25 protein-coding genes are annotated in these 24,998 nt (G+C 55.5%); 19 read left to right on the top strand and 6 right to left on the bottom strand.

What is annotated here, in order from left to right:
• Positions 1 to 65: 65 nt before the first annotated feature.
• From uvrD to corA, 3 genes are all read left to right on the top strand, one after another.
• Entirely contained in the window at positions 66 to 2,228 is a 2,163-nt protein-coding gene (gene uvrD / locus ACN9MQ_RS21835) for a DNA helicase II (protein WP_020882882.1), read from the top strand.
• Between the two features lie 149 nt (positions 2,229 to 2,377).
• Positions 2,378 to 2,434 carry a YsgD/CorL family protein gene (gene ysgD, locus ACN9MQ_RS21830; protein ID WP_212743980.1) on the top strand — a complete coding sequence of 19 codons (57 nt, stop codon included), beginning with the start codon at positions 2,378 to 2,380 and terminating at the stop codon, positions 2,432 to 2,434.
• Positions 2,435 to 2,585: 151 nt separating this feature from the next.
• Positions 2,586 to 3,536, top strand: a complete 951-nt coding sequence (corA, locus tag ACN9MQ_RS21825; RefSeq protein ID WP_020882881.1) for a magnesium/cobalt transporter CorA — start codon at positions 2,586 to 2,588, stop codon at positions 3,534 to 3,536.
• Positions 3,537 to 3,578: 42 nt separating this feature from the next.
• Here corA and rarD read toward each other — a convergent pair whose 3' ends face one another.
• Both rarD and yigI read right to left on the bottom strand, forming a co-directional pair.
• Entirely contained in the window at positions 3,579 to 4,475 is an 897-nt protein-coding gene (gene rarD / locus ACN9MQ_RS21820) for an EamA family transporter RarD (RefSeq protein ID WP_014172130.1), read from the bottom strand.
• Between the two features lie 51 nt (positions 4,476 to 4,526).
• Positions 4,527 to 4,994, bottom strand: a complete 468-nt coding sequence (gene yigI, locus ACN9MQ_RS21815; RefSeq protein ID WP_014172129.1) for an acyl-CoA thioesterase YigI — start codon at positions 4,992 to 4,994, stop codon at positions 4,527 to 4,529.
• A gap of 161 nt (positions 4,995 to 5,155) precedes the next feature.
• On the opposite strand from yigI, the gene pldA reads away from it, so the two are divergent.
• The 3 genes from pldA to rhtC all read left to right on the top strand — a co-directional run bounded on the left by pldA (position 5,156) and on the right by rhtC (position 8,627).
• Positions 5,156 to 6,025 carry a phospholipase A gene (pldA, locus tag ACN9MQ_RS21810; RefSeq protein WP_020882880.1) on the top strand — a complete coding sequence of 290 codons (870 nt, stop codon included), beginning with the start codon at positions 5,156 to 5,158 and terminating at the stop codon, positions 6,023 to 6,025.
• A gap of 90 nt (positions 6,026 to 6,115) precedes the next feature.
• The gene (gene recQ, locus ACN9MQ_RS21805) at positions 6,116 to 7,945 is read left to right on the top strand and encodes an ATP-dependent DNA helicase RecQ (RefSeq protein WP_025202782.1); all 1,830 of its coding nucleotides are present in this window, start codon (positions 6,116 to 6,118) and stop codon (positions 7,943 to 7,945) included.
• Between the two features lie 61 nt (positions 7,946 to 8,006).
• A complete protein-coding gene (rhtC, locus tag ACN9MQ_RS21800) occupies positions 8,007 to 8,627 on the top strand; it encodes a threonine export protein RhtC (protein WP_014172126.1) in 621 nt (206 codons plus the stop codon).
• On the opposite strand, the gene rhtB is transcribed toward rhtC, so the two are convergent.
• Positions 8,624 to 9,244 carry a homoserine/homoserine lactone efflux protein gene (gene rhtB, locus ACN9MQ_RS21795; protein WP_014172125.1) on the bottom strand — a complete coding sequence of 207 codons (621 nt, stop codon included), beginning with the start codon at positions 9,242 to 9,244 and terminating at the stop codon, positions 8,624 to 8,626. The two genes, rhtC and rhtB, sit on opposite strands and share 4 nt — an antisense overlap.
• 109 nt (positions 9,245 to 9,353) lie before the next feature.
• On the opposite strand from rhtB, the gene pldB reads away from it, so the two are divergent.
• From pldB to ACN9MQ_RS21780, 3 genes are all read left to right on the top strand, one after another.
• Positions 9,354 to 10,346 carry a lysophospholipase L2 gene (pldB, locus tag ACN9MQ_RS21790; protein WP_020882879.1) on the top strand — a complete coding sequence of 331 codons (993 nt, stop codon included), beginning with the start codon at positions 9,354 to 9,356 and terminating at the stop codon, positions 10,344 to 10,346.
• A gap of 32 nt (positions 10,347 to 10,378) precedes the next feature.
• Positions 10,379 to 11,179 carry a sugar/pyridoxal phosphate phosphatase YigL gene (yigL, locus tag ACN9MQ_RS21785; RefSeq protein WP_020882878.1) on the top strand — a complete coding sequence of 267 codons (801 nt, stop codon included), beginning with the start codon at positions 10,379 to 10,381 and terminating at the stop codon, positions 11,177 to 11,179.
• Positions 11,180 to 11,261: 82 nt separating this feature from the next.
• Entirely contained in the window at positions 11,262 to 12,161 is a 900-nt protein-coding gene (locus tag ACN9MQ_RS21780) for a carboxylate/amino acid/amine transporter (protein ID WP_014172122.1), read from the top strand.
• Here ACN9MQ_RS21780 and metR read toward each other — a convergent pair.
• The gene (metR, locus tag ACN9MQ_RS21775; RefSeq protein ID WP_014172120.1) at positions 12,049 to 13,002 is read right to left on the bottom strand and encodes an HTH-type transcriptional regulator MetR; all 954 of its coding nucleotides are present in this window, start codon (positions 13,000 to 13,002) and stop codon (positions 12,049 to 12,051) included. The genes ACN9MQ_RS21780 and metR overlap by 113 nt on opposite strands.
• Positions 13,003 to 13,118: 116 nt before the next feature.
• On the opposite strand from metR, the gene metE reads away from it, so the two are divergent.
• Positions 13,119 to 15,380, top strand: a complete 2,262-nt coding sequence (gene metE / locus ACN9MQ_RS21770; protein WP_426021628.1) for a 5-methyltetrahydropteroyltriglutamate--homocysteine S-methyltransferase — start codon at positions 13,119 to 13,121, stop codon at positions 15,378 to 15,380.
• Between the two features lie 45 nt (positions 15,381 to 15,425).
• Here the strand turns inward: metE and ACN9MQ_RS21765 are convergent, their stop codons facing one another.
• Positions 15,426 to 16,232, bottom strand: a complete 807-nt coding sequence (locus ACN9MQ_RS21765; protein ID WP_014172118.1) for a dienelactone hydrolase family protein — start codon at positions 16,230 to 16,232, stop codon at positions 15,426 to 15,428.
• A 255-nt stretch (positions 16,233 to 16,487) separates the two neighbouring features.
• On the opposite strand from ACN9MQ_RS21765, the gene udp reads away from it, so the two are divergent.
• From udp to tatD, 9 genes are all read left to right on the top strand, one after another.
• Positions 16,488 to 17,249, top strand: coding sequence for a uridine phosphorylase (udp, locus tag ACN9MQ_RS21760; protein ID WP_003860792.1), 762 nt, complete (start codon positions 16,488 to 16,490; stop codon positions 17,247 to 17,249).
• Positions 17,250 to 17,386: 137 nt separating this feature from the next.
• On the top strand, positions 17,387 to 18,844 hold the full coding sequence (rmuC, locus tag ACN9MQ_RS21755) for a DNA recombination protein RmuC (RefSeq protein ID WP_014172116.1): 1,458 nt from the start codon (positions 17,387 to 17,389) through the stop codon (positions 18,842 to 18,844).
• A 66-nt stretch (positions 18,845 to 18,910) separates the two neighbouring features.
• The gene (gene ubiE / locus ACN9MQ_RS21750; RefSeq protein ID WP_014172115.1) at positions 18,911 to 19,666 is read left to right on the top strand and encodes a bifunctional demethylmenaquinone methyltransferase/2-methoxy-6-polyprenyl-1,4-benzoquinol methylase UbiE; all 756 of its coding nucleotides are present in this window, start codon (positions 18,911 to 18,913) and stop codon (positions 19,664 to 19,666) included.
• A 13-nt stretch (positions 19,667 to 19,679) separates the two neighbouring features.
• Positions 19,680 to 20,285: a ubiquinone biosynthesis protein UbiJ gene (ubiJ, locus tag ACN9MQ_RS21745; RefSeq protein WP_073397798.1), complete on the top strand. Its 606-nt coding sequence runs from the start codon at positions 19,680 to 19,682 to the stop codon at positions 20,283 to 20,285.
• Entirely contained in the window at positions 20,282 to 21,922 is a 1,641-nt protein-coding gene (gene ubiB, locus ACN9MQ_RS21740) for a ubiquinone biosynthesis regulatory protein kinase UbiB (protein WP_073397796.1), read from the top strand. The genes ubiJ and ubiB overlap by 4 nt, the downstream gene beginning before the upstream one ends.
• Before the next feature lie 76 nt (positions 21,923 to 21,998).
• On the top strand, positions 21,999 to 22,253 hold the full coding sequence (gene tatA, locus ACN9MQ_RS21735) for a Sec-independent protein translocase subunit TatA (protein WP_020882874.1): 255 nt from the start codon (positions 21,999 to 22,001) through the stop codon (positions 22,251 to 22,253).
• Between the two features lie 3 nt (positions 22,254 to 22,256).
• Positions 22,257 to 22,799 (top strand): Sec-independent protein translocase protein TatB, encoded by a 543-nt coding sequence (gene tatB, locus ACN9MQ_RS21730; RefSeq protein WP_073397794.1) that lies wholly within the window; start codon positions 22,257 to 22,259, stop codon positions 22,797 to 22,799.
• Positions 22,800 to 22,801: 2 nt separating this feature from the next.
• Complete coding sequence (gene tatC, locus ACN9MQ_RS21725) at positions 22,802 to 23,572, top strand: Sec-independent protein translocase subunit TatC (protein WP_014172110.1); 771 nt, start codon at positions 22,802 to 22,804, stop codon at positions 23,570 to 23,572.
• A gap of 41 nt (positions 23,573 to 23,613) precedes the next feature.
• Positions 23,614 to 24,396 (top strand): 3'-5' ssDNA/RNA exonuclease TatD, encoded by a 783-nt coding sequence (gene tatD, locus ACN9MQ_RS21720; RefSeq protein ID WP_047742250.1) that lies wholly within the window; start codon positions 23,614 to 23,616, stop codon positions 24,394 to 24,396.
• On the opposite strand, the gene rfaH is transcribed toward tatD, so the two are convergent.
• A complete protein-coding gene (gene rfaH, locus ACN9MQ_RS21715; protein WP_020882871.1) occupies positions 24,393 to 24,884 on the bottom strand; it encodes a transcription/translation regulatory transformer protein RfaH in 492 nt (163 codons plus the stop codon). The genes tatD and rfaH overlap by 4 nt on opposite strands.
• Between the last annotated feature and the right edge of the window lie 114 nt (positions 24,885 to 24,998).

The following is a 24,998-nucleotide window of genomic DNA, read 5'->3' as shown; positions in this document are numbered from 1 at the left end:
TATAAATTAACAGGGTTTTGGCGAAGGAATCACATTCGCCTGCCTGACATTACGTGACGGTGCCAATGGACGTTTCTTACCTGCTCGACAGCCTTAATGACAAACAGCGTGACGCGGTTGCCGCTTCGCGCACCAACATGCTGGTGCTGGCTGGGGCGGGCAGTGGTAAGACGCGCGTGCTGGTACACCGTATTGCGTGGCTGCAGAGCGTGGAAAACTGCTCGCCGTACTCCATTATGGCGGTGACGTTTACCAACAAGGCGGCGGCAGAGATGCGCCACCGTATCGCACAGCTGATGGGCACCAGCCAGGGCGGCATGTGGGTGGGTACTTTCCACGGTCTGGCGCATCGCCTGCTGCGGGCGCACCATATGGACGCTAACCTGCCGCAGGATTTCCAGATCCTCGACAGCGAAGATCAGCTGCGTCTGCTGAAGCGTCTTATCAAGGCGATGAATCTCGACGAGAAGCAATGGCCGCCGCGTCAGGCAATGTGGTACATCAACGGCCAGAAAGACGAAGGGCTGCGTCCGCACCATATTCAGAGCTTCGGCAACCCGGTCGAGCAAACCTGGCAGAACGTTTATAAAGCCTACCAGGAGGCGTGCGATCGCGCAGGTCTGGTGGACTTTGCTGAGCTGCTGCTGCGTGCGCACGAGCTGTGGCTCAACAAACCGCATATCCTGCAGCACTATCGTGAACGCTTCACCAATATTCTGGTGGACGAATTCCAGGATACCAACAACATCCAGTATGCATGGATCCGCCTGCTGGCCGGTGATACCGGCAAGGTGATGATCGTTGGTGATGACGATCAGTCCATCTATGGCTGGCGTGGGGCGCAGGTGGAAAACATTCAGCGCTTCCTCAATGATTTCCCCGGTGCTCAGACCATCCGTCTGGAGCAGAACTACCGTTCGACCAGCAACATTCTGAGCGCCGCCAACGCCCTGATTGAGAACAACAACGGGCGTCTCGGTAAAAAGCTGTGGACCGATGGCGTTGACGGTGAACCGATCTCTATCTACTGCGCATTCAACGAACTTGATGAAGCGCGCTTTGTGGTGAACCGTATTAAAACCTGGCAGGACAACGGCGGCGCGCTGGAGCAGTGTGCCATTCTCTATCGCAGCAACGCCCAGTCGCGTGTGCTGGAAGAGGCGTTGCTGCAGGTGAGTATGCCGTACCGTATTTACGGCGGCATGCGCTTCTTCGAACGTCAGGAGATCAAAGACGCGCTCTCGTATCTGCGTCTGATCGCAAACCGTAATGACGATGCGGCGTTTGAGCGCGTGGTGAACACCCCAACCCGCGGCATCGGTGACCGTACGTTGGACGTGGTGCGTCAGGCCTCCCGCGATCGCCAACTGACACTCTGGCAGGCGTGCCGCGAGCTGTTGCAGGAGAAAGCGCTCGCCGGACGTGCAGCCAGCGCCTTACAGCGCTTCCTGGAGCTGATTGATGCCCTGGCACAGGAAACGGCCGATATGCCTCTGCACGTACAGACCGACCGGGTGATTAAAGACTCCGGCCTGCGCACCATGTATGAGCAGGAGAAAGGCGAAAAGGGCCAGACCCGTATTGAGAACTTAGAGGAACTGGTGACGGCAACGCGCCAGTTCAGCTACAACGAAGAAGACGAAGATTTGATGCCGCTGCAGGCGTTCCTCTCCCACGCGGCACTGGAAGCGGGCGAAGGGCAGGCAGACACCTGGCAGGATGCGGTTCAACTTATGACCCTGCACTCCGCCAAAGGTCTGGAGTTCCCGCAGGTGTTTATCGTCGGGATGGAAGAGGGGATGTTCCCGAGCCAGATGTCGCTGGATGAAGGTGGACGTCTGGAGGAGGAGCGTCGTCTGGCCTATGTTGGCGTGACGCGCGCGATGCAAAAGCTGACGCTGACCTATGCCGAAACCCGACGCCTGTACGGTAAAGAGGTGTATCACCGTCCGTCGCGTTTTATCGGCGAACTGCCGGAAGAGTGCGTGGAAGAGGTACGCCTGCGCGCCAGTATCAGCCGCCCGGTCAGCCATCAGCGTATGGGCTCGCCGATTGCTGAAACGGACACCGGCTACAAGCTGGGTCAGCGCGTGCGTCATGCTAAGTTTGGTGAAGGCACCATCGTCAATCTGGAAGGTAGCGGCGAGCACAGCCGCCTGCAGGTGGCGTTCCAGGGGCAAGGTATCAAATGGCTGGTGGCAGCCTACGCCAGGCTGGAAACTGTGTAACTTTCAGAAAAATATCATTATTTTGTAATAATCTGCTAGCCTTATACGTTGAAGGTCAATTAATGCCCTTCAGCGTTCCGTTGCGTGTTGACGCCACTATTACTGCTGGCGTAACATGCGCGCACGATTACGCTAAGAGGACATTCGCCTTGGACACACCCAGTAGATACTGGCTCAATTCCCTGTCATCCAGGAACAACTCCTAAGGCTATCTCCTCTTGCTGATGGCCTTAGTGGTTGTCAGCGACCTGCATTATTCCCGTCGCGCTGAGTCAGGCTGTTTAATGGTCTGAAACCCAATTTGTTTCTGTGTGCCCACCGAACTGTCCGATATTTTTTGCATTGGGAGTCCCGGTCATGTTGAGCGCATTTCAACTCGAAAATAACCGACTGACTCGGCTTGAAGCCGAAGAGTCACAGCCCCTCATTGATGCCGTATGGGTGGATCTGGTCGAGCCGGACGACGATGAGCGCCTTCGCGTACAATCTGAGCTGGGGCAAAGCCTGGCAACCCGCCCGGAACTGGAAGACATCGAAGCATCTGCTCGTTTTTTTGAAGATGAAGACGGTCTGCATATTCACTCCTTCTTCTTCTTTGAAGACGCCGACGATCACGCGGGTAACTCCACCGTGGCGTTTACCATTCGTGACGGTCGCCTGTTTACCCTGCGCGAGCGTGAGCTGCCCGCGTTTCGTCTCTACCGCATGCGCGCCCGTAGCCAGGCGATGGTCGACGGCAATGCCTACGAACTGCTGCTGGACCTGTTTGAAACCAAAATCGAACAGCTGGCGGATGAAATTGAAAACATCTACAGCGACCTGGAAAAGCTGAGCCGCGTCATTATGGAAGGGCATCAGGGCGATGAATACGACGAAGCGCTCTCGACGCTGGCAGAGCTGGAAGATATCGGCTGGAAGGTGCGTTTGTGTCTGATGGATACCCAGCGCGCGCTGAACTTCCTGGTGCGTAAGGCGCGTCTGCCGGGCGGTCAGCTGGAGCAGGCGCGTGAGATCCTGCGCGATATCGAATCCCTGCTGCCGCACAATGAATCGTTGTTCCAGAAGGTCAACTTCCTGATGCAGGCGGCGATGGGCTTTATCAATATCGAGCAGAACCGCATCATCAAGATCTTCTCGGTGGTCTCGGTGGTCTTCCTGCCACCAACGCTGGTGGCCTCGAGCTACGGGATGAACTTTGAGTTTATGCCGGAGCTTAAGTGGAGCTTTGGCTACCCTGGCGCGATTATCTTTATGATCCTCGCCGGGCTGGCGCCGTACCTCTACTTCAAGCGCCGTAACTGGCTGTAAACATCAGGCGGGTGGCATTGTGCCTGCCCGCCTCATTACCGCTTACAATCCTTTGCGCGTTCTGCGCTGGGTATAAAGGGCGTCTGCAACAAAAATCGCCAGCGCCACCCAGATAAAGGCAAACGTCACCATCTTATCTGCACCCGGTACTTCGCCGTAAAACACCACTGCCAGCAGGAACATCAGCGTCGGACCGATGTACTGAAAGAAGCCCAGCGTGGAGAGACGCAGGCGCGTTGCGGCACCGGTGAAGCACAGCAGAGGAATGGTGGTTACCACACCGGCCGCCATCAGCATCAGATTCAACGACAACGGGTTACTGCCCATATGGCTGGTTGCGCTGTCGGCAATACCAAACAGGTATATCGCCGCGACCGGCAATAGCCACAGGGTTTCAAACAGCATCCCGGTCTGCGCTTCAACGGCTATTTTCTTCCGGACCAGCCCGTAAAACGCAAAGCTGAACGCCAGGCCCAGAGCGATCACGGGCAGCGAACCGAAGGTCCACAGTTGAACCAGCACGCCGCAAAAAGCGAGGATGACCGCCAGCCACTGCATGCGACGGAAACGCTCGCCCAGGAAAATCATGCCCAGAACAATGTTGACCAGGGGATTAATAAAATAGCCCAGGCTTGCTTCGAGCATGTGATGGTTATTGACTGCCCAGATAAAGAGCAGCCAGTTGCCGCCTATCAGCACGGCTGAGAGGGCCAGCAGGAACACCTTTTTCGGCGTTTTCAGCAGCGTTTTGACGCCAGACCACTGACGGCTAACGCTCATCAGCGCGATCATAAAGAAAAACGACCAAATCACACGGTGTGTGAGGATCTCGTCAGCGGGTACGTAAGCGATAAACTTGAAGTACGCCGGTGCGATACCCCAAATAAAATAAGCGGCAAGGGCGAGTAGTACGCCCTGCCGCGTTTGTTTAGCATCCATCGGGATAATCCGTTACAAAAAAGTGAATTAATTTTACCCGATTTTAGGGTTTCAACCCACCATATAAGTGGCAGTTGCGCTGGCGATATAGACCTGCTCTTCGTTATGCAATTCAACGCGTGCGACGGCGACCTTATTCCCGGCGCGCAGCAGGCTGCTGGTGGCGGTAAAACGGTTTCCGCGCCCGGGACGCAGGTAATCGACGCGTAAATCGATGGTGCCCATACGCGACAAACGCTGGCGCAACTCGTCTTCATTGATGGTGTCATGGCGCGTCAGCGTACTGCCCACACAGACCAGGCCCGCCGCCACATCCAGCGCTGAGGCAATCACCCCGCCGTGCAAAATACTCTGCGCCCAGTTGCCTACCATCATCGGCTGGTTGTTGAAGCTGAGCTGGGCAAACGCTTTTTCGTAGCGCTCGAGTTCCAGACCCAGTGCACGGTTAAACGGCATATGGTAAACAAAAATCTCGCCCACGAGTTTTAACGCTTCTTCGGCGGTAAGCATGGCTGACATGAGGCATCACATCCTTATTGTTAATAAAATGTTGATTTTATGCTTCAGCAATAAGGAATTCCACTTTCAGAAACGAGGATGCAGCAGTTGTCGCAGAAGTATGTAGAATATCCGCCACATAACAATTCAACTAATTAACTCTTTGCAGGAGAACACCACCGATGCGGACGTATCTGGCCTGGTTACTGGCGGCGGTTGCGCTGCCCCTCACAGCATATGCCCAGGAAGCGACGATTAAAGAAGTTCACGATCAACCTGCCGTGCAGGGCAGCATTATCGCGAACCTTCTTCAGGAACATGATAATCCGTTCACGCTGTATCCGTATGACACCAACTACGTGATATACACGCAGACCAGCGATCTCAACAAAGAGGCGATAAGCTCCTATAACTGGTCCGATAATGCGCGTAAAGACGAAGTGAAGTTCCAGTTAAGTCTCGCGTTCCCGTTCTGGCGCGGCATTCTGGGACCGAATTCGGTGCTCGGCGCCTCTTACACGCAGAAATCCTGGTGGCAGCTTTCCAACAGTGGCGAATCTTCACCGTTCCGTGAAACCAACTATGAGCCGCAGCTGTTCCTCGGTTTTGCGACCGATTATGAATTCGCGGGCTGGACGCTGCGTGACATTGAGGTGGGCTTTAACCACGATTCAAACGGACGCTCCGACCCTACCTCGCGCAGCTGGAACCGTGCCTATACGCGACTGATGGCGCAAAACGGCAACTGGATGGCGGAAGTGAAGCCGTGGTTTGTGGTGGGCGATACCGACGACAATCCGGATATCACCAAATATATGGGTTACTATCAGCTCAAAATCGGCTATCAGTTGGGTGACGCGGTGCTGAGCGCCAAAGGCCAGTACAACTGGAACACCGGTTACGGTGGCGCGGAACTGGGCCTCAGTTATCCGGTGAGCAAGCACGTTCGCCTCTATACTCAGGTTTACAGCGGTTACGGCGAGTCGCTTATCGATTACAACTTCAACCAGACCCGTGTAGGTGTGGGCGTGATGCTGAACGATATTTTCTAGGCAGCTCGAATGTTTTTTCGTTAAACGTTGAAGTTTCTCTCTCAGGCGCTGAAAATAGCGCCTGTTTTATTTCTGGCAAATGGGGTTAACGTGGCGCAGGCGGAAGTATTGAATCAGGAATCGCTGGCTAAACAGGTTTTGCATGAAACCTTTGGCTACCAGCAGTTCCGCCCTGGCCAGGAAACCATCATTGAAACCGTGCTGGAAGGCCGCGATTGTCTGGTGGTCATGCCTACCGGCGGCGGTAAATCCCTCTGCTATCAGGTGCCCGCGCTGGTGCTCAACGGCCTGACGGTCGTGGTATCGCCTCTTATTTCCCTGATGAAAGATCAGGTCGATCAGCTCCTTGCCAACGGCGTGGCGGCGGCCTGTCTTAACTCCAGTCAGACCCGCGAGCAGCAGCAAGAGGTCATGGCCGGTTGCCGTACCGGGCAGGTTCGCCTGCTGTATATCGCGCCGGAACGTCTGATGCTGGATAACTTCCTCGATCATCTGTCGCACTGGAATCCGGTCCTGCTGGCGGTGGATGAAGCCCACTGTATCTCCCAGTGGGGACATGATTTCCGCCCGGAATATGCGGCGCTCGGCCAGCTCCGTCAGCGTTTTCCCGAACTGCCGTTTATGGCGCTCACCGCGACGGCAGATGACACCACGCGTCAGGATATCGTCCGGCTGCTGGGGCTGAACGATCCGCTGATTCAGGTCAGCAGCTTCGACCGCCCGAACATCCGCTACATGCTGATGGAAAAATTCAAGCCGCTGGATCAGCTTCTGCGCTACGTGCAGGAGCAGCGCGGGAAGTCTGGCATCATCTACTGCAACAGCCGCGCGAAGGTGGAAGACACGGCCGCGCGCCTGCAGAACCGTGGTTTTAGCGCCGCCGCCTACCATGCCGGGCTGGAAAACGCGGTTCGCGCCGATGTGCAGGAGAAATTCCAGCGCGATGACCTGCAGATTGTGGTGGCGACGGTGGCGTTCGGAATGGGGATCAACAAGCCGAACGTGCGCTTCGTCGTACACTTCGACATTCCGCGCAATATCGAATCGTACTACCAGGAAACTGGCCGCGCCGGGCGTGATGGGCTGCCTGCAGAAGCCATGCTGTTTTACGATCCGGCCGACATGGCGTGGCTGCGCCGTTGTCTGGAAGAGAAACCGCAGGGCCAACTGCAGGATATCGAACGCCACAAGCTCAACGCGATGGGCGCGTTTGCCGAAGCGCAAACCTGCCGCCGTCTGGTGCTGCTCAACTACTTTGGCGAGGGGCGTCAGGAGCCGTGCGGCAACTGCGATATCTGTCTTGACCCACCAAAGCAATACGATGGCCTGATGGATGCGCGCAAAGCGCTCTCGACCATCTATCGTGTGAACCAGCGCTTCGGCATGGGCTACGTGGTGGAAGTGTTGCGTGGGGCGAATAACCAGCGTATCCGCGACATGGGACACGATAAGCTGCCCGTCTACGGTATCGGCAAAGACCAGAGCCACGAGCACTGGGTGAGCATCATCCGTCAGTTGATTCACCTGGGCTTTGCCACGCAAAACATTGCCCAACATTCCGCGCTTCAGCTTACCGAAGCGGCACGTCCGGTGCTGCGCGGGGATATCGAACTGAAGCTCGCGGTTCCGCGCGTTGTCGCCCTGAAGCCGCGGGTGATGCAAAAATCGTACGGCGGCAATTACGACCGCAAGCTGTTTGCCAAACTGCGCAAGCTGCGTAAAGCCATTGCTGATGAAGAGAACATTCCGCCCTACGTGGTCTTCAACGATGCGACGCTTATCGAGATGGCAGAGCAGACGCCGCTCAGCGCCAGCGAAATGCTCAGCGTCAACGGTGTTGGTACGCGCAAGCTGGAGCGCTTTGGCAAAGAGTTTATGGCGCTTATCCGCGCTCATGTCGACGGTGACGATGAGGAGTAGTCAGCCAGCCTAAAAAATGTCAGGATGGTGACTCACTTAATTATTTCCCTGCGAGTTAATTATGTTAATGCTATTTCTTACCGTGGCGTTAGTGCACATCGTTGCGCTCATGAGCCCGGGCCCTGACTTTTTCTTCGTGTCACAAACCGCCGTCAGCCGCTCCCGCAAAGAAGCGATGATGGGGGTGCTGGGTATCACCATGGGCGTTATGGTCTGGGCGGCCGTGGCGCTGCTTGGTCTGAACCTGATTCTGGCGAAGATGGCCTGGTTGCACAACATCATCATGGTTGGCGGGGGGCTTTACCTTTGCTGGATGGGCTACCAGATGCTGCGCGGGGCGTTGAAGAAAGAAGAGAAAAAGCCGGAAGAGCCGAAAGTTGAGCTGGCAACGGGCGGCCGGAGTTTTATTAAAGGGCTGCTCACCAACCTGGCGAACCCAAAAGCGATTATCTATTTCGGCTCCGTGTTCTCCCTGTTTGTGGGTGACAACGTGGGTGCGGGTGCGCGTTGGGGCATCTTCCTGCTGATCGTGGTGGAAACTTTTGCGTGGTTTACCGTGGTTGCCAGCCTGTTTGCCTTACCGGCGATGCGCCGCGGTTACCAGCGTATTGCGAAGTGGATTGATGGCTTCGCCGGCGCGTTGTTCGCCGGCTTTGGCATTCATCTCATTATTTCTCGCTAAGCATGACGCGCTGACGCAAGCAGCGCGCCTACCAGCATAAACAGCGAACCAAAGATTTTGTTCAGGGCCTTCATCTGCTTAGGCCCTTTAATCCACACCGCAATCCGCTGCGCCAGCGTCGCGTAACCAATCATCACGATGATATCGACAACAATGGTGGTCGCACCCAGCACCACGTACTGCATAACCTGTGGCTGATGCGGGACGATAAACTGCGGGAACAGCGCGGCGAGGAAAACAATACTTTTCGGGTTGGTCAGGTTCACAAACACCGCGCGTTTAAACAGGCGTCCGCGTGTTTGCGTCTGGGCGAGCGTATTAAGATCAATTGAGCCTGCCGCACGCCACTGCTGAATACCGAGCCAAATCAGGTACGCGGCACCGGCCCATTTCAGCACGTCAAAGGCCAGTACCGAGCGGGAGAACAGCGTACCCAGACCAATGCCCACCAGCACGATATGAATGCCCAGACCGGTCTGCAAACCGGCAATGGACGCCGCGGCACCGCGATAGCCGTGGTTGATGGAGGTGGTCATGGTGTTAATGGCGCCTGAACCTGGGGAAAGGCTAAGGATGATGGATGTCAGCAGATAAGCGAACCACCACTCGAAGGTCATTTGAAACTCCCGAATTGTCTGTTTTTATGCCACAATACGCTATTGTTACGTCATTTTGTGACCGGTGACGAAAAAACGATATTCCTTGGCTTACGGGGGTGGAAACCCGATGTTTCAGCAGAAAAAGGACTGGGAAACACGAGAAAACGCATTTGCTGCTTTCTCTATGGGGCCGCTGACCGATTTCTGGCGTCAGCGTGAGGAAGATGAGTTTACGGGTGTTGGCGATGTTCCGGTACGCTTTGTGCGTTTCCATGATGAGAAAAACGATCGGGTGATCGTGGTCTGTCCGGGACGTATCGAGAGCTACATCAAATACGCTGAACTGGCCTATGACCTGTTCCATCTGGGCTTCGATGTGTTGATTATCGACCATCGCGGGCAGGGGCTTTCTGGCCGCTTATTGTCGGACACGCATCGCGGTCATGTGGATAACTTCAGCGATTATGTCGACGATCTTGCCGCCTTCTGGCAGCAGGAAGTTCAGCCGGGCCCATGGCGTAAGCGCTATATTCTGGCGCACTCCATGGGTGGGGCGATTTCGACGCTGTTTTTACAGCGCTATGACCACCAGTGTGATGCCATTGCGCTTACCGCGCCGATGTATGGCATCGTCATGCGTTTTCCGGACTGGATGGTGCGCCATATTCTCGACTGGGCTGAGGGCCATCAGCGCATTCGTGAAGGGTATGCCATCGGGACAGGGCGCTGGCGCGCGCTGCCGTTTGCCCTCAACGTATTGACCCATAGCCGGCAGCGTTATCGCCGTAACCTGCGTTTTTATGCCGATGAACCGCGCCTGCGCGTCGGTGGCCCGACATATCACTGGGTGCGGGAAGGGATCCTTGCCGGTGAACAGGTGCTTGCTGGTGTTGGTAAAGATGATACGCCGACACTTCTGATTCAGGCTGAAGAAGAGCGTGTGGTGGATAACCGCATGCATGACCGCTTTTGTGAACTCCGCGCTGCGGCCGGTCACCCTTGCGAAGGGGGTAAACCGCTGGTCATCAACGGCGCGTACCATGAGATCCTTTTTGAAAAGGACGCTATGCGCTCAGTCGCGCTAAACGCCATTGTTGAATTTTTCGACAGGCATAATTGATTGTTGTTTTACCACCAGAGGTTGAAATCCCTATGTACCAGGTTGTTGCATCTGATTTAGATGGCACGCTGCTTTCGCCCGACCATACCCTATCGCCTTACGCGAAAGAGACCTTAAAGCTTCTGACCGCCCGCGGAGTGAACTTCGTGTTTGCCACCGGCCGCCACCACGTGGACGTGGGGCAGATCCGCGATAATCTTGAGATCAAATCGTACATGATCACCTCCAACGGTGCGCGCGTGCACGATACCGATGGCAACCTGATCTTTACGCATAACCTGGATCGCGACATTGCCGCCGATCTGTTCGGCGTAGTGCATAACAACCCGGACATTATCACTAACGTTTATCGCGATGACGACTGGTTCATGAATCGCCATCGCCCGGATGAAATGCGTTTCTTCAAGGAAGCGGTATTTAACTATTCCCTGTACGAGCCAGGCCTGCTGGAGCCGGAAGGGATCAGCAAGGTGTTCTTTACCTGCGAAAGCCACGAAGCGTTGCTGCCGCTGGAACAGGCGATTAATGCGCGTTGGGGTGACCGCGTCAACGTGAGTTTCTCGACCCTGACCTGTCTGGAAGTTATGGCCGGGGGAGTTTCCAAAGGGCACGCGCTGGAAGCCGTGGCGAAACGTCTTGGCTTCGAACTGAAAGACTGTATCGCCTTCGGTGATGGCATGAACGACGCCGAGATGCTCTCTATGGCGGGCAAAGGCTGCATTATGCAGAATGCACACCAGCGTCTGAAAGACCTGCACCCGGAACTGGAAGTGATTGGGTCTAACGCTGACAACGCGGTACCAAAATATCTGCGCAAACTGTTCCTTGAATAATCTTCATTTGATTGTTTATTGCTCAGTTGTCAACTAAAGAGTTCGCTACAATGCCTGTCCTTCTTTCTGAGAGACAAGCATTGTGGCGCTACTCATTATTACCACTATCCTGTGGGCCTTCTCTTTTAGCCTGATTGGCGAGTACCTCGCCGGGCACGTCGACAGCTACTTCTCGGTGCTGATGCGCGTGGGGCTGGCGGCGCTGGTATTCCTGCCCTTCCTGCGTACACGCGGGCAATCGCTGAAGACCATTTTGCTGTACATGCTGGTGGGGGCGATGCAGCTCGGCATCATGTACCTGTTCAGCTTCCGGGCTTACGTCTACCTTTCTGTCTCTGAATTTCTGCTTTTCACCGTGCTTACGCCGCTCTATATCACGCTGATTTACGATTTGCTCAGCAAACGTCGTTTGCGCTGGGGATATCTGTTGAGCGCGGCGCTGGCGGTGATCGGGGCGGCGATTATTCGCTACGACAAAGTGAGCGACCACTTCTGGACCGGGCTGATGTTCGTGCAGCTGGCGAACCTCAGCTTTGCCATCGGTATGGTCGGGTACAAGCGCCTGATGGAAACCCGCCCGATGCCACAGCATAACGCGTTCGCCTGGTTCTATATGGGGGCAGCTATCGTCGCGGTGGCGGCATGGTTTATGCTCGGCAACCCGCAAAAGCTCCCGACGACAACCCTGCAGTGGGGCGTTCTGGTCTGGCTGGGCGTGGTGGCATCGGGGCTGGGGTACTTCATGTGGAACTACGGCGCTACGCAGGTAGACGCCGGTACGCTGGGGATCATGAACAACGTGCATGTGCCTGCAGGGCTGCTGGTGAACCTTGCCATCTGGCAGCAGCAGCCTCACTGGCCGAGCTTCCTTATTGGGGGAGCAGTGATTCTGGCTTCGCTGTGGGTCCATCGCCGTTGGGTCGCTCCGCGCTCCGCACAAACGGAAGATGGTCGCACGCGTGGTTCCGCGCAGAGCGAATAAACGCTTCCGTAATCGGCTGACGCTGCTCGCCATCGCGCACGGCGGCGTACAGCCGGCTCCATAGTCCCTCACCCAGGGTTTTAGTGACAACCAGACCCTGGCGTTCAAAACTCTCCACAACCCAGTGTGGCAGCGCCGCGATGCCCATTCTGGCGGCAACCATCTGAATCAACAGCAGGGTGTTATCCACGCTTTTGAGCTGCGGGCTAATGCCGGCCGGCTGCAGGAAATGACGCCAGATATCCAGCCGACTGCGCTGTACCGGGTAAATCAGCAGCGTTTCACTGGCTAAATCTTCCGGGGTGATACGCGTTTTACTGGCCAGCGGATGATCCGGAGCCAGCACCAGACGTACCTCATAATCAAACATTGGCGAATAGTGCAGGCCGCTGCGGGGCAGAATGTCTGAGGTCATCACCAGATCCAGTTCGCCCTGCTGGAGCGACGGCTGCGGGTCGAACGTCACGCCGGATTTGAAATCCATCTCCACCTGCGGCCACCTCTGGCGGAAGTTCTCAAGCGCGGGTGTCAGCCATTGAATACAGCTGTGACACTCAATGGCGATACGCAGTCTGGTTTGCTGCGGCTCGTTACAGGACTGCAGCGCGCTGGCTATTTGCGGCAGCACCTGATTAGCCAGCTGCAGCAGGATCTCGCCCTGAGGCGTAAAGCGTAGCGGCTGGCTCTTACGCACAAAAAGACGAAAGCCGAGGCGTTGTTCCAGATCGCTGAACTGGTGAGAAAGGGCGGACTGGGTCTGGTGCAGCGTGGCTGCCGCCGCCGCGAGAGAACCGCAATTTCGCAACGCTTGTAGCGTTTTCAGGTGTTTAATCTCGATCATGAAAGTCCTTCACTTCGCCATGAACATTTTGCGCTTGAGGAATATACAGTAACTGCCAATTATGGATGTGTAAACATCTGGATGGCTAAATACGAAAAATTCACAGGGGACACACCATGACAATTCGCAATCACACTCTCGGTTTCCCTCGCGTTGGCCTTCGCCGCGAGCTGAAAAAAGCGCAGGAAAGTTACTGGGCAGGTACCTCTGGCCGTGAAGAATTGCTGGCAGTGGGCCGCGAACTGCGTGCGCGCCACTGGGAACAGCAAAAGCAGGCGGGCATTGACCTGCTGCCCGTGGGCGATTTCGCCTGGTACGACCATGTTCTGACCACCAGCCTGCTGCTTGGCAACGTGCCGGCTCGTCATCAGAACAAAGATGGATCGGTAGATATCGACACCCTGTTCCGCATTGGCCGTGGTCGTGCGCCAACGGGAGAGCCTGCGGCAGCGGCGGAAATGACCAAGTGGTTCAACACCAACTATCACTATATGGTGCCGGAATTTGTGAAAGGCCAGCAGTTCAAACTGAGCTGGACCCAGTTGCTCGACGAAGTCGATGAAGCGCTGGCGCTGGGCCACCAGGTGAAACCGGTACTGCTGGGGCCGGTAACGTATTTGTGGCTGGGTAAAGTGAAAGGCGAGCAGTTTGACCGTCTCAGCCTGCTGAACGATATTCTGCCGGTCTACAAACAGGTGCTGATTGAACTGGGTAAACGCGGAATTCAGTGGGTGCAAATCGATGAGCCTGCGCTGGTGTTGGAGCTGCCGCAGGCGTGGCTGAAAGCGTTTAAACCCGCTTACGATGCCCTTACTGGTCAGGTGAAGCTATTGCTGACCACCTATTTTGAAGGCGTGACGCCGAACCTGAGTACCATTACTGCGCTGCCGGTGCAGGGTCTTCATGTTGACCTGGTCCACGGCAAAGATGACGTGGCCGAACTGCACAAACGTCTGCCTGAAGAGTGGTTGCTTTCGGCCGGACTGGTGAATGGCCGTAACGTCTGGCGCGCCGATCTGAGCGAGAAATATGCACAGATTAAAGATATCGTCGGCAAACGTGAGCTGTGGGTGGCCTCCTCCTGCTCTCTGCTGCACAGCCCAATCGATCTGAGTGTGGAAACCCGCCTTGATCCCGAGGTGAAGAGCTGGTTTGCCTTTGCGCTGCAAAAATGTGAAGAGCTGGCGCTGCTGCGTGATGCGTTAAATAGCGGTGACACCACGGCCATTACCGACTGGAGCGCCCCCATTCAGGCGCGTCGTCATTCGGCACGCGTCCACAACCCGGCGGTCGAAAAACGTCTGGCGGCCATTACCGCGCAGGACAGCCAGCGTCAGAGCCCCTATGAGGTGCGTGCCGAAGCCCAGCGTGCCCGCTTCAACCTGCCAGCGTGGCCAACCACCACCATCGGCTCCTTCCCGCAGACGACGGAGATCCGCGGCCTGCGTCTGGATTTCAAAAAAGGCAACCTCGATGCGAATCACTACCGCACCGGTATCGCTGAGCACATCAGACAGGCGATTGTTGAGCAGGAACGTTTAGGTCTGGACGTGCTGGTACACGGTGAAGCCGAGCGTAACGACATGGTGGAATACTTCGGCGAACATCTGGACGGTTTCGTCTTTACGCAGAACGGTTGGGTGCAGAGCTATGGTTCCCGCTGTGTGAAGCCACCGGTGGTGATTGGTGACGTCAGCCGCCCGCAAGCGATCACCGTAGAGTGGGCAAAATTCGCCCAGTCCCTGACCGACAAACCGGTGAAAGGGATGCTGACCGGCCCGGTGACGATCCTCTGCTGGTCCTTCCCGCGTGAAGATGTGACCCGTGAAACCATCGCCAAACAGATTGCGCTCGCGCTGCGTGATGAAGTGGCCGATCTGGAAGCGGCGGGTATCGGCATCATCCAGATTGATGAACCGGCGCTACGCGAAGGTTTGCCGCTGCGTCGCAGTGACTGGGATGCTTATCTGAAGTGGGGTGTGGAGGCTTTCCGCCTCAACGCCGCGGTCGCGAAAGACGACACGCAGATCCACACCCACATGTGTTACTGCGAATTTAACGACATTATGGATTCGATTGCCGCGCTGGATGCCGACGTGATCACCATCGAAACGTCGCGTTCAGACATGGAACTGCTGGAGTCCTTCGAAGCGTTCGAGTATCCAAACGAAATTGGGCCGGGTGTCTACGACATCCACTCCCCGAACGTACCGAGCGTGGAGTGGATTGAGAACCTGCTGAAAAAAGCCGCCCAGCGGATCCCGGCTGAGCGCCTGTGGGTCAACCCGGACTGCGGACTGAAAACCCGCGGCTGGCCGGAGACCCGCGCGGCACTCGCGAATATGGTCAGGGCGGCGCAGAATTTGCGTCAGGCCTGATAAATCCGAAGCCCGGCAAGGCGTAGCCGCAACCGGGCTTTTGTTTTACGCTTTTTTCCCGCCGTACTGGCTGAACCATGCCAGCATCCGCTGCCAGCCATCTTTAGCCGATTCTGCGTGATAGCTCGGACGATAGTCGGCATTAAAGGCGTGGCCGGCATCCGGATAAACAATGATTTCAGCTTTTGCATTGGCTGCGCGGAGCGCATGGCGCATGGTCTCTACCGTATCAAGCGGGATCCCGGTGTCCTGGCCGCCATAAAGCCCTAAAACTGGGGCATTTAACTCGGTGGCGATATCAACGGGATGCTTCGGCGAGTTCAGCGTTTTCTCCCCCACCAGTTTGCCGTACCAGGCAACGGCGGCTTTAAGCTGCGGATTATGTGCGGCATACAGCCAGCTGATACGTCCTCCCCAGCAGAAACCCGTCACCATCAGACGATGTGCGTCGCCGCCATTGCGCGCAGCCCAACTGGCCACGTGGTCCAGATCGGCCAGTACCTGTGCATCCGGCACTTTGCTGACCAGGTTGCTGAACAGCGTCGGTATATCGCTGTAGTCGTTCGGATCGCCCTGACGGAAATAGAGCTCTGGCGCAACGGCCAGATAACCTTCCAGCGCCAGACGGCGGCAAAGGTCGCGAATATGTTCGTGAACGCCGAAAATTTCCTGAACCACAATCACGATGGGCAGCGGGCCGTCGGCCGATTTTGGCCGCGCGTGGTAAGCAGGCATATTCTCCCCCTGTGAGGGGATGGAGGTCTCACCTGCCGTAATGGCCTCTTCAGGTGTTGAGACGATGGTTGATGCATGAGGGGCCGCTGCAGGTGCAAAACCGGTTTTTTCAGTCATGGCATTCTCCGTACCAATGAGTTAGCGCAAAGGTAAATATAGTCACCAGGTTAACAATTCACAGTGCCTGAAACGGTCTATCTTTTGTGCAGCACCTGACGATATAACTTGTTAATGTGATGTGAATCACTATTTCATGGAAATTTACTGCAATCATTTTCATTCATGGTGAGATGTGTCACGTAATTCTGCTTACTGCTTCTGTAAAGTACCTTTTTACTTCTTCTGACTAACCGACCCACAGAGGAGTCACCTATGTCTAAGTCTGATGTTTTTCATCTCGGCCTCACTAAAAACGATTTACAAGGGGCTACGCTGGCTATCGTCCCGGGCGATCCTGAGCGTGTGGAAAAGATCGCCGCGCTGATGGATAAGCCGGTTAAGCTTGCTGCCCATCGTGAATTCACCACCTGGCGCGCTGAGCTGGATGGCAAAGCGGTGATCGTCTGTTCTACCGGTATCGGTGGCCCGTCCACCTCAATTGCTGTTGAAGAGCTGGCGCAGCTGGGCATTCGTACTTTCCTGCGTATCGGGACTACCGGTGCCATTCAGCCGCATATCAACGTTGGCGACGTGCTGGTGACAACCGCTTCCGTGCGTCTGGACGGCGCGAGTCTGCACTTTGCCCCTATGGAATTCCCGGCGGTGGCGGATTTCGAATGCACCACCGCACTGGTTGAAGCCGCGAAATCCGTTGGCGCAACCACCCACGTAGGCGTGACCGCCTCATCTGATACCTTCTACCCAGGCCAGGAGCGTTATGACACCTTCTCCGGCCGCGTGGTAAGCCGTTTCAAAGGTTCTATGGAAGAGTGGCAGTCTATGGGCGTAATGAACTACGAAATGGAATCTGCAACCTTGCTGACCATGTGCGCAAGCCAGGGTCTGCGTGCCGGTATGGTGGCGGGCGTTATCGTCAACCGTACCCAGCAGGAGATCCCGAACGCGGAAACCATGAAGCAGACCGAAAGTCATGCTGTGAAAATCGTGGTTGAAGCAGCGCGTCGCCTGATCTAATCCCTTGTTATACGAAAAAAGGCCGACCCGTTCGGCCTTTTTTTTGCGTAGCGCCTCGCAGGAAAACCCTTTCAAACTGGACGTTTATACAGCACAATTCTATTTTGTGCAGGTAATACGTTGATGCAGGGGGCATTGTGGATATCTCAATCCTGATTTATGCAGTGATTGCGCTGGTGGGCGTGGGGGCAGGCTGGCTGATTTCCAGCTACCAGCACGCGCAACAAAAGGCCGATCAGCTGGCCGAGCGCGAAGAGATAGTCGCCGATTTAAGCGCGGCAAAACAGCAGGTTGCGCTGAGCGAACACTGGCGTGACGAATGCGAACTGCTCAACAACGAGCTGCGCAATCTTCGCGATATCAACACCTCGCTGGAGGCCGATCTCCGCGAAGTGACTACCCGCCTCGAATCCACCCAGCTGCATGCGGAAGATAAAATCCGCCAGATGATGAACAGCGAGCAACGCCTCAGCGAGCAGTTCGAGAACCTCGCGAACCGCATTTTTGAACACAGCAACCGCCGCGTAGACGAACAAAACCGCCAAAGCCTGAATAGCCTGCTAACGCCCCTGCGTGAACAGCTGGACGGCTTTCGTCGTCAGGTACAGGACAGCTTTGGCCAGGAGGCTCGCGAGCGGCACACGCTGGCGCATGAAATTCGCAATCTTCAGCAGCTGAATGCGCAAATGGCGCAGGAAGCGGTCAACCTGACCCGTGCGCTGAAGGGCGATAACAAAACCCAGGGCAACTGGGGAGAAGTGGTGCTGACCCGCGTGCTGGAGGCCTCTGGCCTGCGGGAAGGGTATGAATACGAAACGCAGGTGAGTATCGAGAACGATGCCCGCTCGCGTATGCAGCCTGATGTGATTGTGCGGCTGCCGCAGGGCAAAGATGTGGTGATAGACGCCAAAATGACGCTGGTGGCTTATGAGCGCTATTTCAATGCGGAAGATGACTACACCCGCGAGTCGGCGTTGCAGGAGCACATCGCCTCCGTGCGTAACCACATTCGTCTGCTGGGCAGAAAAGACTACCAGCAGTTACCCGGCCTGCGCTCGCTGGATTACGTCCTGATGTTTATTCCGGTTGAACCCGCGTTCTTGCTGGCGCTCGACAGACAGCCTGAACTGATTACCGAAGCCCTAAAAAATAACATTATGCTGGTGAGCCCCACCACGCTGCTGGTGGCATTGCGCACCATTGCCAACCTGTGGCGCTATGAACATCAGAGCCGCAATGCGCAGCAGATTGCCGATCGTGCCAGCAAGCTTTACGACAAAATGCGCCTTTTTGTGGATGATATGTCCTCGGTTGGGCAAAGCCTTGACCGCGCCCAGGATAACTATCGCCAGGCGATGAAAAAACTCTCTTCCGGGCGTGGCAACTTACTGGCGCAGGCCGAAGCGTTTCGTTCCCTGGGTGTGGAGGTGAAGCGCGAGATTAATCCGGAATTAGTTGAGCAGGCCACCGCCCAGGATGAAGAGTTTCGCCTGCGCGAAGGCGCTGGCGAACAAAAGACAAACAGTGAAGACAATACGTTAGCGACAGATTTAACGTCAGACGAGCGTCCGGCACGTTTCTTTCGCGAAGGTTGAAACGTAGGGCAAACGCGCCCAATCTGTTACACTTCACGAACATTTTACTGATAAGCAGGCTCTGAGATGGTTGACGATTCACAAGACACGACGCACTTTGGCTTTCAGACTGTCGCCAAAGCGCAGAAAGCTGATATGGTGGCCCACGTATTTCATTCCGTGGCGGCGAAGTACGATGTGATGAATGACTTGATGTCGTTCGGCATTCATCGCTTGTGGAAGCGCTTCACCATCGACTGTAGCGGTGTGCGTCGTGGACAAACGGTACTGGATTTAGCCGGCGGTACAGGCGATTTGACAGCAAAATTCTCCCGTCTGGTGGGCGAAACCGGTCGCGTTGTTCTGGCAGATATTAACGACTCAATGCTCAAAATGGGACGTGAGAAGCTGCGTAACATCGGCGTGGTAGGTAATGTCGAGTATGTGCAGGCGAACGCCGAAGCGCTGCCTTTCCCGGATAATACCTTTGACTGCATCACTATCTCCTTCGGCCTGCGTAACGTCACCGATAAAGAAAAAGCGCTGCGCTCCATGTACCGCGTGTTAAAGCCGGGTGGACGCCTGCTGGTGCTCGAATTCTCCAAACCGATTCTTGAGCCGTTAAGCAAAGCTTACGACGCATACTCATTCCATGTGCTGCCGCGCATTGGTGAGCTGGTGGCAAACGACGCGGAAAGCTATCGGTACCTGGCGGAATCTATCCGTATGCACCCGGATCAGGACACCTTAAAGGCCATGATGCAGGATGCGGAATTCGAGAACGTTGAGTATTTCAACATGACGGCAGGTGTCGTCGCGCTGCATCGTGGTTATAAGTTCTGAGTGGAGGTTTCCCGTGCCCTTTAAACCCTTAGTCACCGCAGGCATCGAGAATGTCCTGAATGCCTTTCTTTACCGCGCACCGGCGCTAAAAGTCGCACGTCAGCGGCTTAACGGCAAGGTGCTGCGTGTTGTTCTGAAAGAGTTCTCGACACCGCTTGTGCTGGTTTTCAGTGAACGCCAGCTTGACGTTCTGGGTGAGTGGGAAGGTGAAGCCGACTGCTCCGTGATTACGCACATGAGCGTGCTGCCAAAATTACGTGACCGTCAGCAGCTTACGGCGCTTATCCGCAGTGGTGAGCTGGAAGTGGAAGGCGACATTCAGGTCGTACAGAATTTCGTTGCGCTCAGCGATCTGGCCGAGTTTGACCCGGCAGAGCTGCTTGCGCCTTTCATTGGCGACATTGCTGCCGAAGGGATCGGTAAAGCCATTCATGGCGGTACGGCTTTCCTTCGCAAGAGTCTGCAACGGCAGCAACGCTATGCGGCGGAAGTGCTGACTGAAGAGTGGCGTATGGCCCCTGGCGCGCTTGAAGTTGCATGGTTTGCGGAAGAGACCGCAGCGGTTGAACGCGCGGTGGATGCCTTAACCAAACGGCTGGAAAAACTGGAGGGCAAATGACGCCTGGTGAAATTCGGCGCCTCTATTTTATCATCCACACCTTTTTGAGTTACGGGCTCGACGAGCTTATCCCCAAAATGCGTATCACGCTGCTGCTTCGCATCTGGCGGCGGATGTTGTTCTGGATGCCTAATCGTCATAAAGATCAGCCGCTGGGTGAACGTCTTCGCCTGGCGCTCCAGGAACTGGGCCCGGTATGGATTAAGTTCGGGCAAATGCTCTCGACTCGCCGCGATCTTTTCCCGCCTCAGATTGCCGATGAACTGGCACTGCTGCAGGACCGCGTTGCACCGTTTGACGGTGTGAGAGCGAAAAAACAGATCGAAGAGGCGATGGGCAATATTCCTGTCGAGACCTGGTTTGACGATTTCGAAATAGAACCTCTTGCTTCAGCCTCTATCGCCCAGGTGCATACAGCACGTCTGAAAGAGAACGGCAAAGAGGTGGTTATCAAAGTGATCCGCCCGGACATCCTGCCGGTAATCCGAGCGGACATGAAGCTTATCTATCGGCTTGCACGCTGGGTTCCGCGCCTGCTCCCCGACGGACGCCGTCTGCGCCCAATGGAAGTTGTGCGGGAGTATGAAAAAACGCTGATTGATGAATTAAACCTGCTGCGTGAATCGGCAAATGCCATCCAGCTGCGCCGGAACTTTGAAAACAGCCCGATGCTCTATGTGCCGGAAGTGTATTCGGACTACTGCAGCCAGAACATGATGGTAATGGAGCGGATTTACGGTATTCCGGTCTCGGATGTGGCAGCCCTGGAAAAGCAGGGAACCAACATGAAGCTGCTGGCCGAGCGTGGTGTACAGGTCTTCTTTACCCAGGTATTCCGCGACAGCTTTTTCCACGCGGACATGCACCCGGGGAATATCTTCGTCAGTTATGAGCACCCGGAAGACCCGAAATATATCGGTATTGACTGCGGTATTGTGGGCTCGCTGAACAAAGAAGATAAGCGCTATCTCGCTGAGAACTTTATTGCCTTCTTTAACCGTGATTACCGCAAGGTGGCCGAGCTGCACGTTGATTCTGGCTGGGTTCCGCCGGACACCAACGTCGAAGAATTTGAGTTTGCTATCCGTACCGTCTGCGAGCCGATTTTTGAAAAGCCGCTGGCAGAAATTTCCTTCGGACACGTATTGCTGAACCTGTTTAACACGGCACGCCGCTTCAACATGGAAGTGCAGCCACAGTTAGTTTTACTTCAGAAAACATTACTTTACGTTGAAGGTGTAGGTCGACAGCTCTATCCTCAGTTAGACTTATGGAAGACTGCGAAACCTTTCCTTGAATCCTGGATTAAGGATCAGGTGGGCATTCCGGCGCTGGTGCGCTCTATTAAAGAGAAAGGCCCGTTCTGGATAGAAAAAATGCCTGATATTCCTGAACTGATTTACGACAGTTTGCGTCAGAGCAAGAACCTTCAGCACAGCATGGATAAAATCGCCCGCGAGCTTCAGTCCAGCCGTGTTCGACAGGGGCAGTCGCGCTATCTCTTTGGCATTGGAGCAACGCTGCTGCTGAGTGGTACGCTGTTGCTGATTACTCGCCCTGACTGGCAGATGATGCCCGCCTGGCTGATGGCTGGCGGTGTTGTGGTCTGGCTCGCCGGCTGGAGAAAAACGCGCTGATTTTGCGTCGCTATCGACGGGTCGCCTACGTATAATGCGACCTGACTCATTAATCATCTATCCCTGAGGTACATGTATGGGTGGTATCAGTATCTGGCAATTGTTGATCATTGCCGTCATCGTCGTGCTGCTGTTTGGCACGAAAAAGCTCGGTTCTATCGGCTCCGATCTGGGCGCGTCTATCAAAGGCTTCAAGAAAGCGATGAGCGATGATGAGAGCAAGCAGGATAAAACCAGCCAGGATGCTGACTTTACTGCTAAATCCATCTCCGACAAGCAGGAAGAGGCGAAAAAAGAAGACGCTAAACGCCACGATAAAGAGCAGGTGTAATTCGTGTTCGACATTGGTTTTAGTGAGCTGCTGCTGGTCTTTGTGATTGGCCTGATAGTGTTAGGACCCCAGCGTCTGCCGGTGGCGGTGAAAACCGTTGTGGGCTGGGTACGCGCGCTGAGATCGCTGGCTTCGACCGTACAAAATGAGCTGGCGCAGGAACTTAAGCTGCAGGAGTTTCAGGAAAGCCTGAAAAAGGTGGAAAAGGCGAGCATGGATAACCTGACGCCTGAACTGAAAGCCTCAATGGATGAACTGCGTGAAGCGGCAGAATCCATGAAGCGCTCCTACAGCGTCAACGATCCTGAAAAGGCGAGCGATGAAGCCAACACCATCCACAACCCGGTGGTGAAGGACAGCGAAGCGCAGCGCGAGGGCGTTACGCCTGCCAGCGCGGAGCATCAGGCTACCGCGCCTGAACAAACGCCGCAGGAATCTGAACCGAAAAAACAGGCGCAGCCGGAAGAACCGGTAGTAAAAGCGGCTGACGTTAAGCCTGCCGAGCCTGTTTCCGAATCATCCCCCTCGTCGAGTGATAAAGCGTAAACATGGCAGTAGATGATACCCAACCGCTGATTACGCACCTCATAGAGCTGCGTAAGCGCCTGTTAAACTGCATTATCGCGGTTTTCCTCATTTTCTTATGCCTGGTCTATTTCGCCAATGATATCTACCAGGTTGTCTCTGCGCCGCTGATCAAGCAGATGCCGCTGGGGGCAACGATGATCGCAACCGACGTTGCATCACCGTTCTTTACCCCTATTAAGCTCACCTTCTGGGTATCGCTGATTGCCTCTGCGCCGGTCATTCTTTATCAGGTGTGGGCGTTTGTGGCGCCAGCGCTGTACAAGCATGAACGCAAGCTGGTGATCCCGCTGCTGGTATCCAGCTCGCTGCTGTTCTATATCGGCATGGCGTTCGCCTACTTTGTTGTCTTCCCGCTGGCCTTTGGCTTCCTGACGCATACCGCGCCGGAAGGGGTTCAGGTGTCGACGGATATCGCCAGCTACCTCAGCTTTGTGATGGCGCTGTTTATGGCGTTCGGCGTGGCATTCGAAGTGCCGGTAGCCATTGTGCTGCTTTGCTGGGTAGGAGTGACGACCCCTGATGACCTGCGTAAGAAGCGCCCGTATATCCTGGTCGGCGCGTTTGTGGTTGGCATGCTGCTCACACCACCTGACGTCTTCTCACAAACACTGCTGGCAATACCGATGTATTGTCTGTTTGAAGTCGGCGTATTCTTCTCGCGTTTCTACGTGGGAAAAGGGCGTCGGTCGGATGACGAAGACGATACGTCGGAAAAGACCACTGAAGAGTAAAACCAGCCGCCCGTCAGGGCGGTTGTGCTATGGGGAATCGCATGTTTGATATCGGACTCAACCTGACCAGCTCGCAGTTTGCGAAAGACTGCGATGAAGTCGTCGCGCGTGCTTTTGCCGCCGGGGTGAAAGGGCTGCTCCTGACGGGAACCAACCTGCAAGAAAGCGAGCAGGCGCAGCAGCTTGCTCAGCGCTATGATCGCTGCTGGTCAACCGCTGGCGTGCATCCTCATGACAGCAGCCAGTGGACGCCGCAGAGCGCTGAAATCATACACAGGCTGGCGAAAACCCCTGAAGTCGTGGCCATTGGCGAATGTGGTCTCGATTTCAACCGTAACTTTTCCACACCAGCCGAACAGGAAAACGCCTTCACCGCCCAGCTCGCCCTGGCGGCGGAGCTTGGAATGCCTGTGTTTATGCACTGCCGTGACGCGCATGAGCGCTTCCTCGCCTTACTGGAACCCTGGCTCGATAAACTGCCCGGTGCGGTACTGCACTGCTTTACCGGTTCACGGCAGGAAGCGCTGGATTGTCTGGAACGCGGGTTATATCTGGGCATTACCGGCTGGGTTTGCGATGAACGTCGCGGGCTTGAGCTTCGCGAGCTGTTGCCGGTGATCCCGGCGGACCGCTTGCTTGTTGAAACCGACGCACCTTATCTGCTGCCGCGAGATATGCAACCCAAACCGGCTTCTCGACGTAACGAACCGGCCTATCTGGGGCATATTCTTGAGAGCGTAGCGCGCTGGCGCGGAGAAGACCCGCACTGGCTTTGCGCACAGACGGATGACAACGTGCGTCGCCTGTTCGGGATAGACGTTTAAACTTTGCGGAAGTCGGTGTTTTTCACGCTCTGCAATACTTGCTTATTCAGCAGGTTGAGCAACAGCATGGAGCGTGCTTCACCGTCAGGCTCGGCGAAAATCGCCTGTAAGCCCTCGAAAGCCCCTTCAGTGATGACGACGCTGTCGCCTGCGTAGGGGGTTTCCGGATCGGTGATGCCTTCAGGTTGCTGGTACACCGAAAGCTGATGAATCACCGTTGACGGGACCGTGGCCGGGTGAGCGCCAAAACGCACAAAGTGGCTGACACCGCGTGTGGCGCTGATGGTCGTGGTGTGAATCACTTCCGGGTCGAACTCAACGAACAGATAGTTCGGGAATAATGGCTCACTGACGGTCGTGCGCTTCCCGCGCTGCATTTTTTCAAGCGTGATCACGGGTGTCAGGCAATTTACAGACTGACGTTCAAGATGTTCCTGCGCGCGCTGAAGTTGCCCGCGTTTGCAATACAGTAAATACCAGGCCTGCATAATCACTCTTTCCCTTAGTTCGGGGCGCAAGCATATCAAAACCCTGGCGGGATCGCTAAGTTGATTATAATGGGGGAAAAGGGAACAGAATGCATAAGTTCACGCTAATTTAAC

Source organism: Enterobacter sp. R-25, from assembly GCF_049913205.1.
In the GTDB taxonomy this organism is placed as follows: domain Bacteria; phylum Pseudomonadota; class Gammaproteobacteria; order Enterobacterales; family Enterobacteriaceae; genus Enterobacter; species Enterobacter ludwigii.
This window is presented reverse-complemented; position numbering and strand designations above follow the sequence as displayed.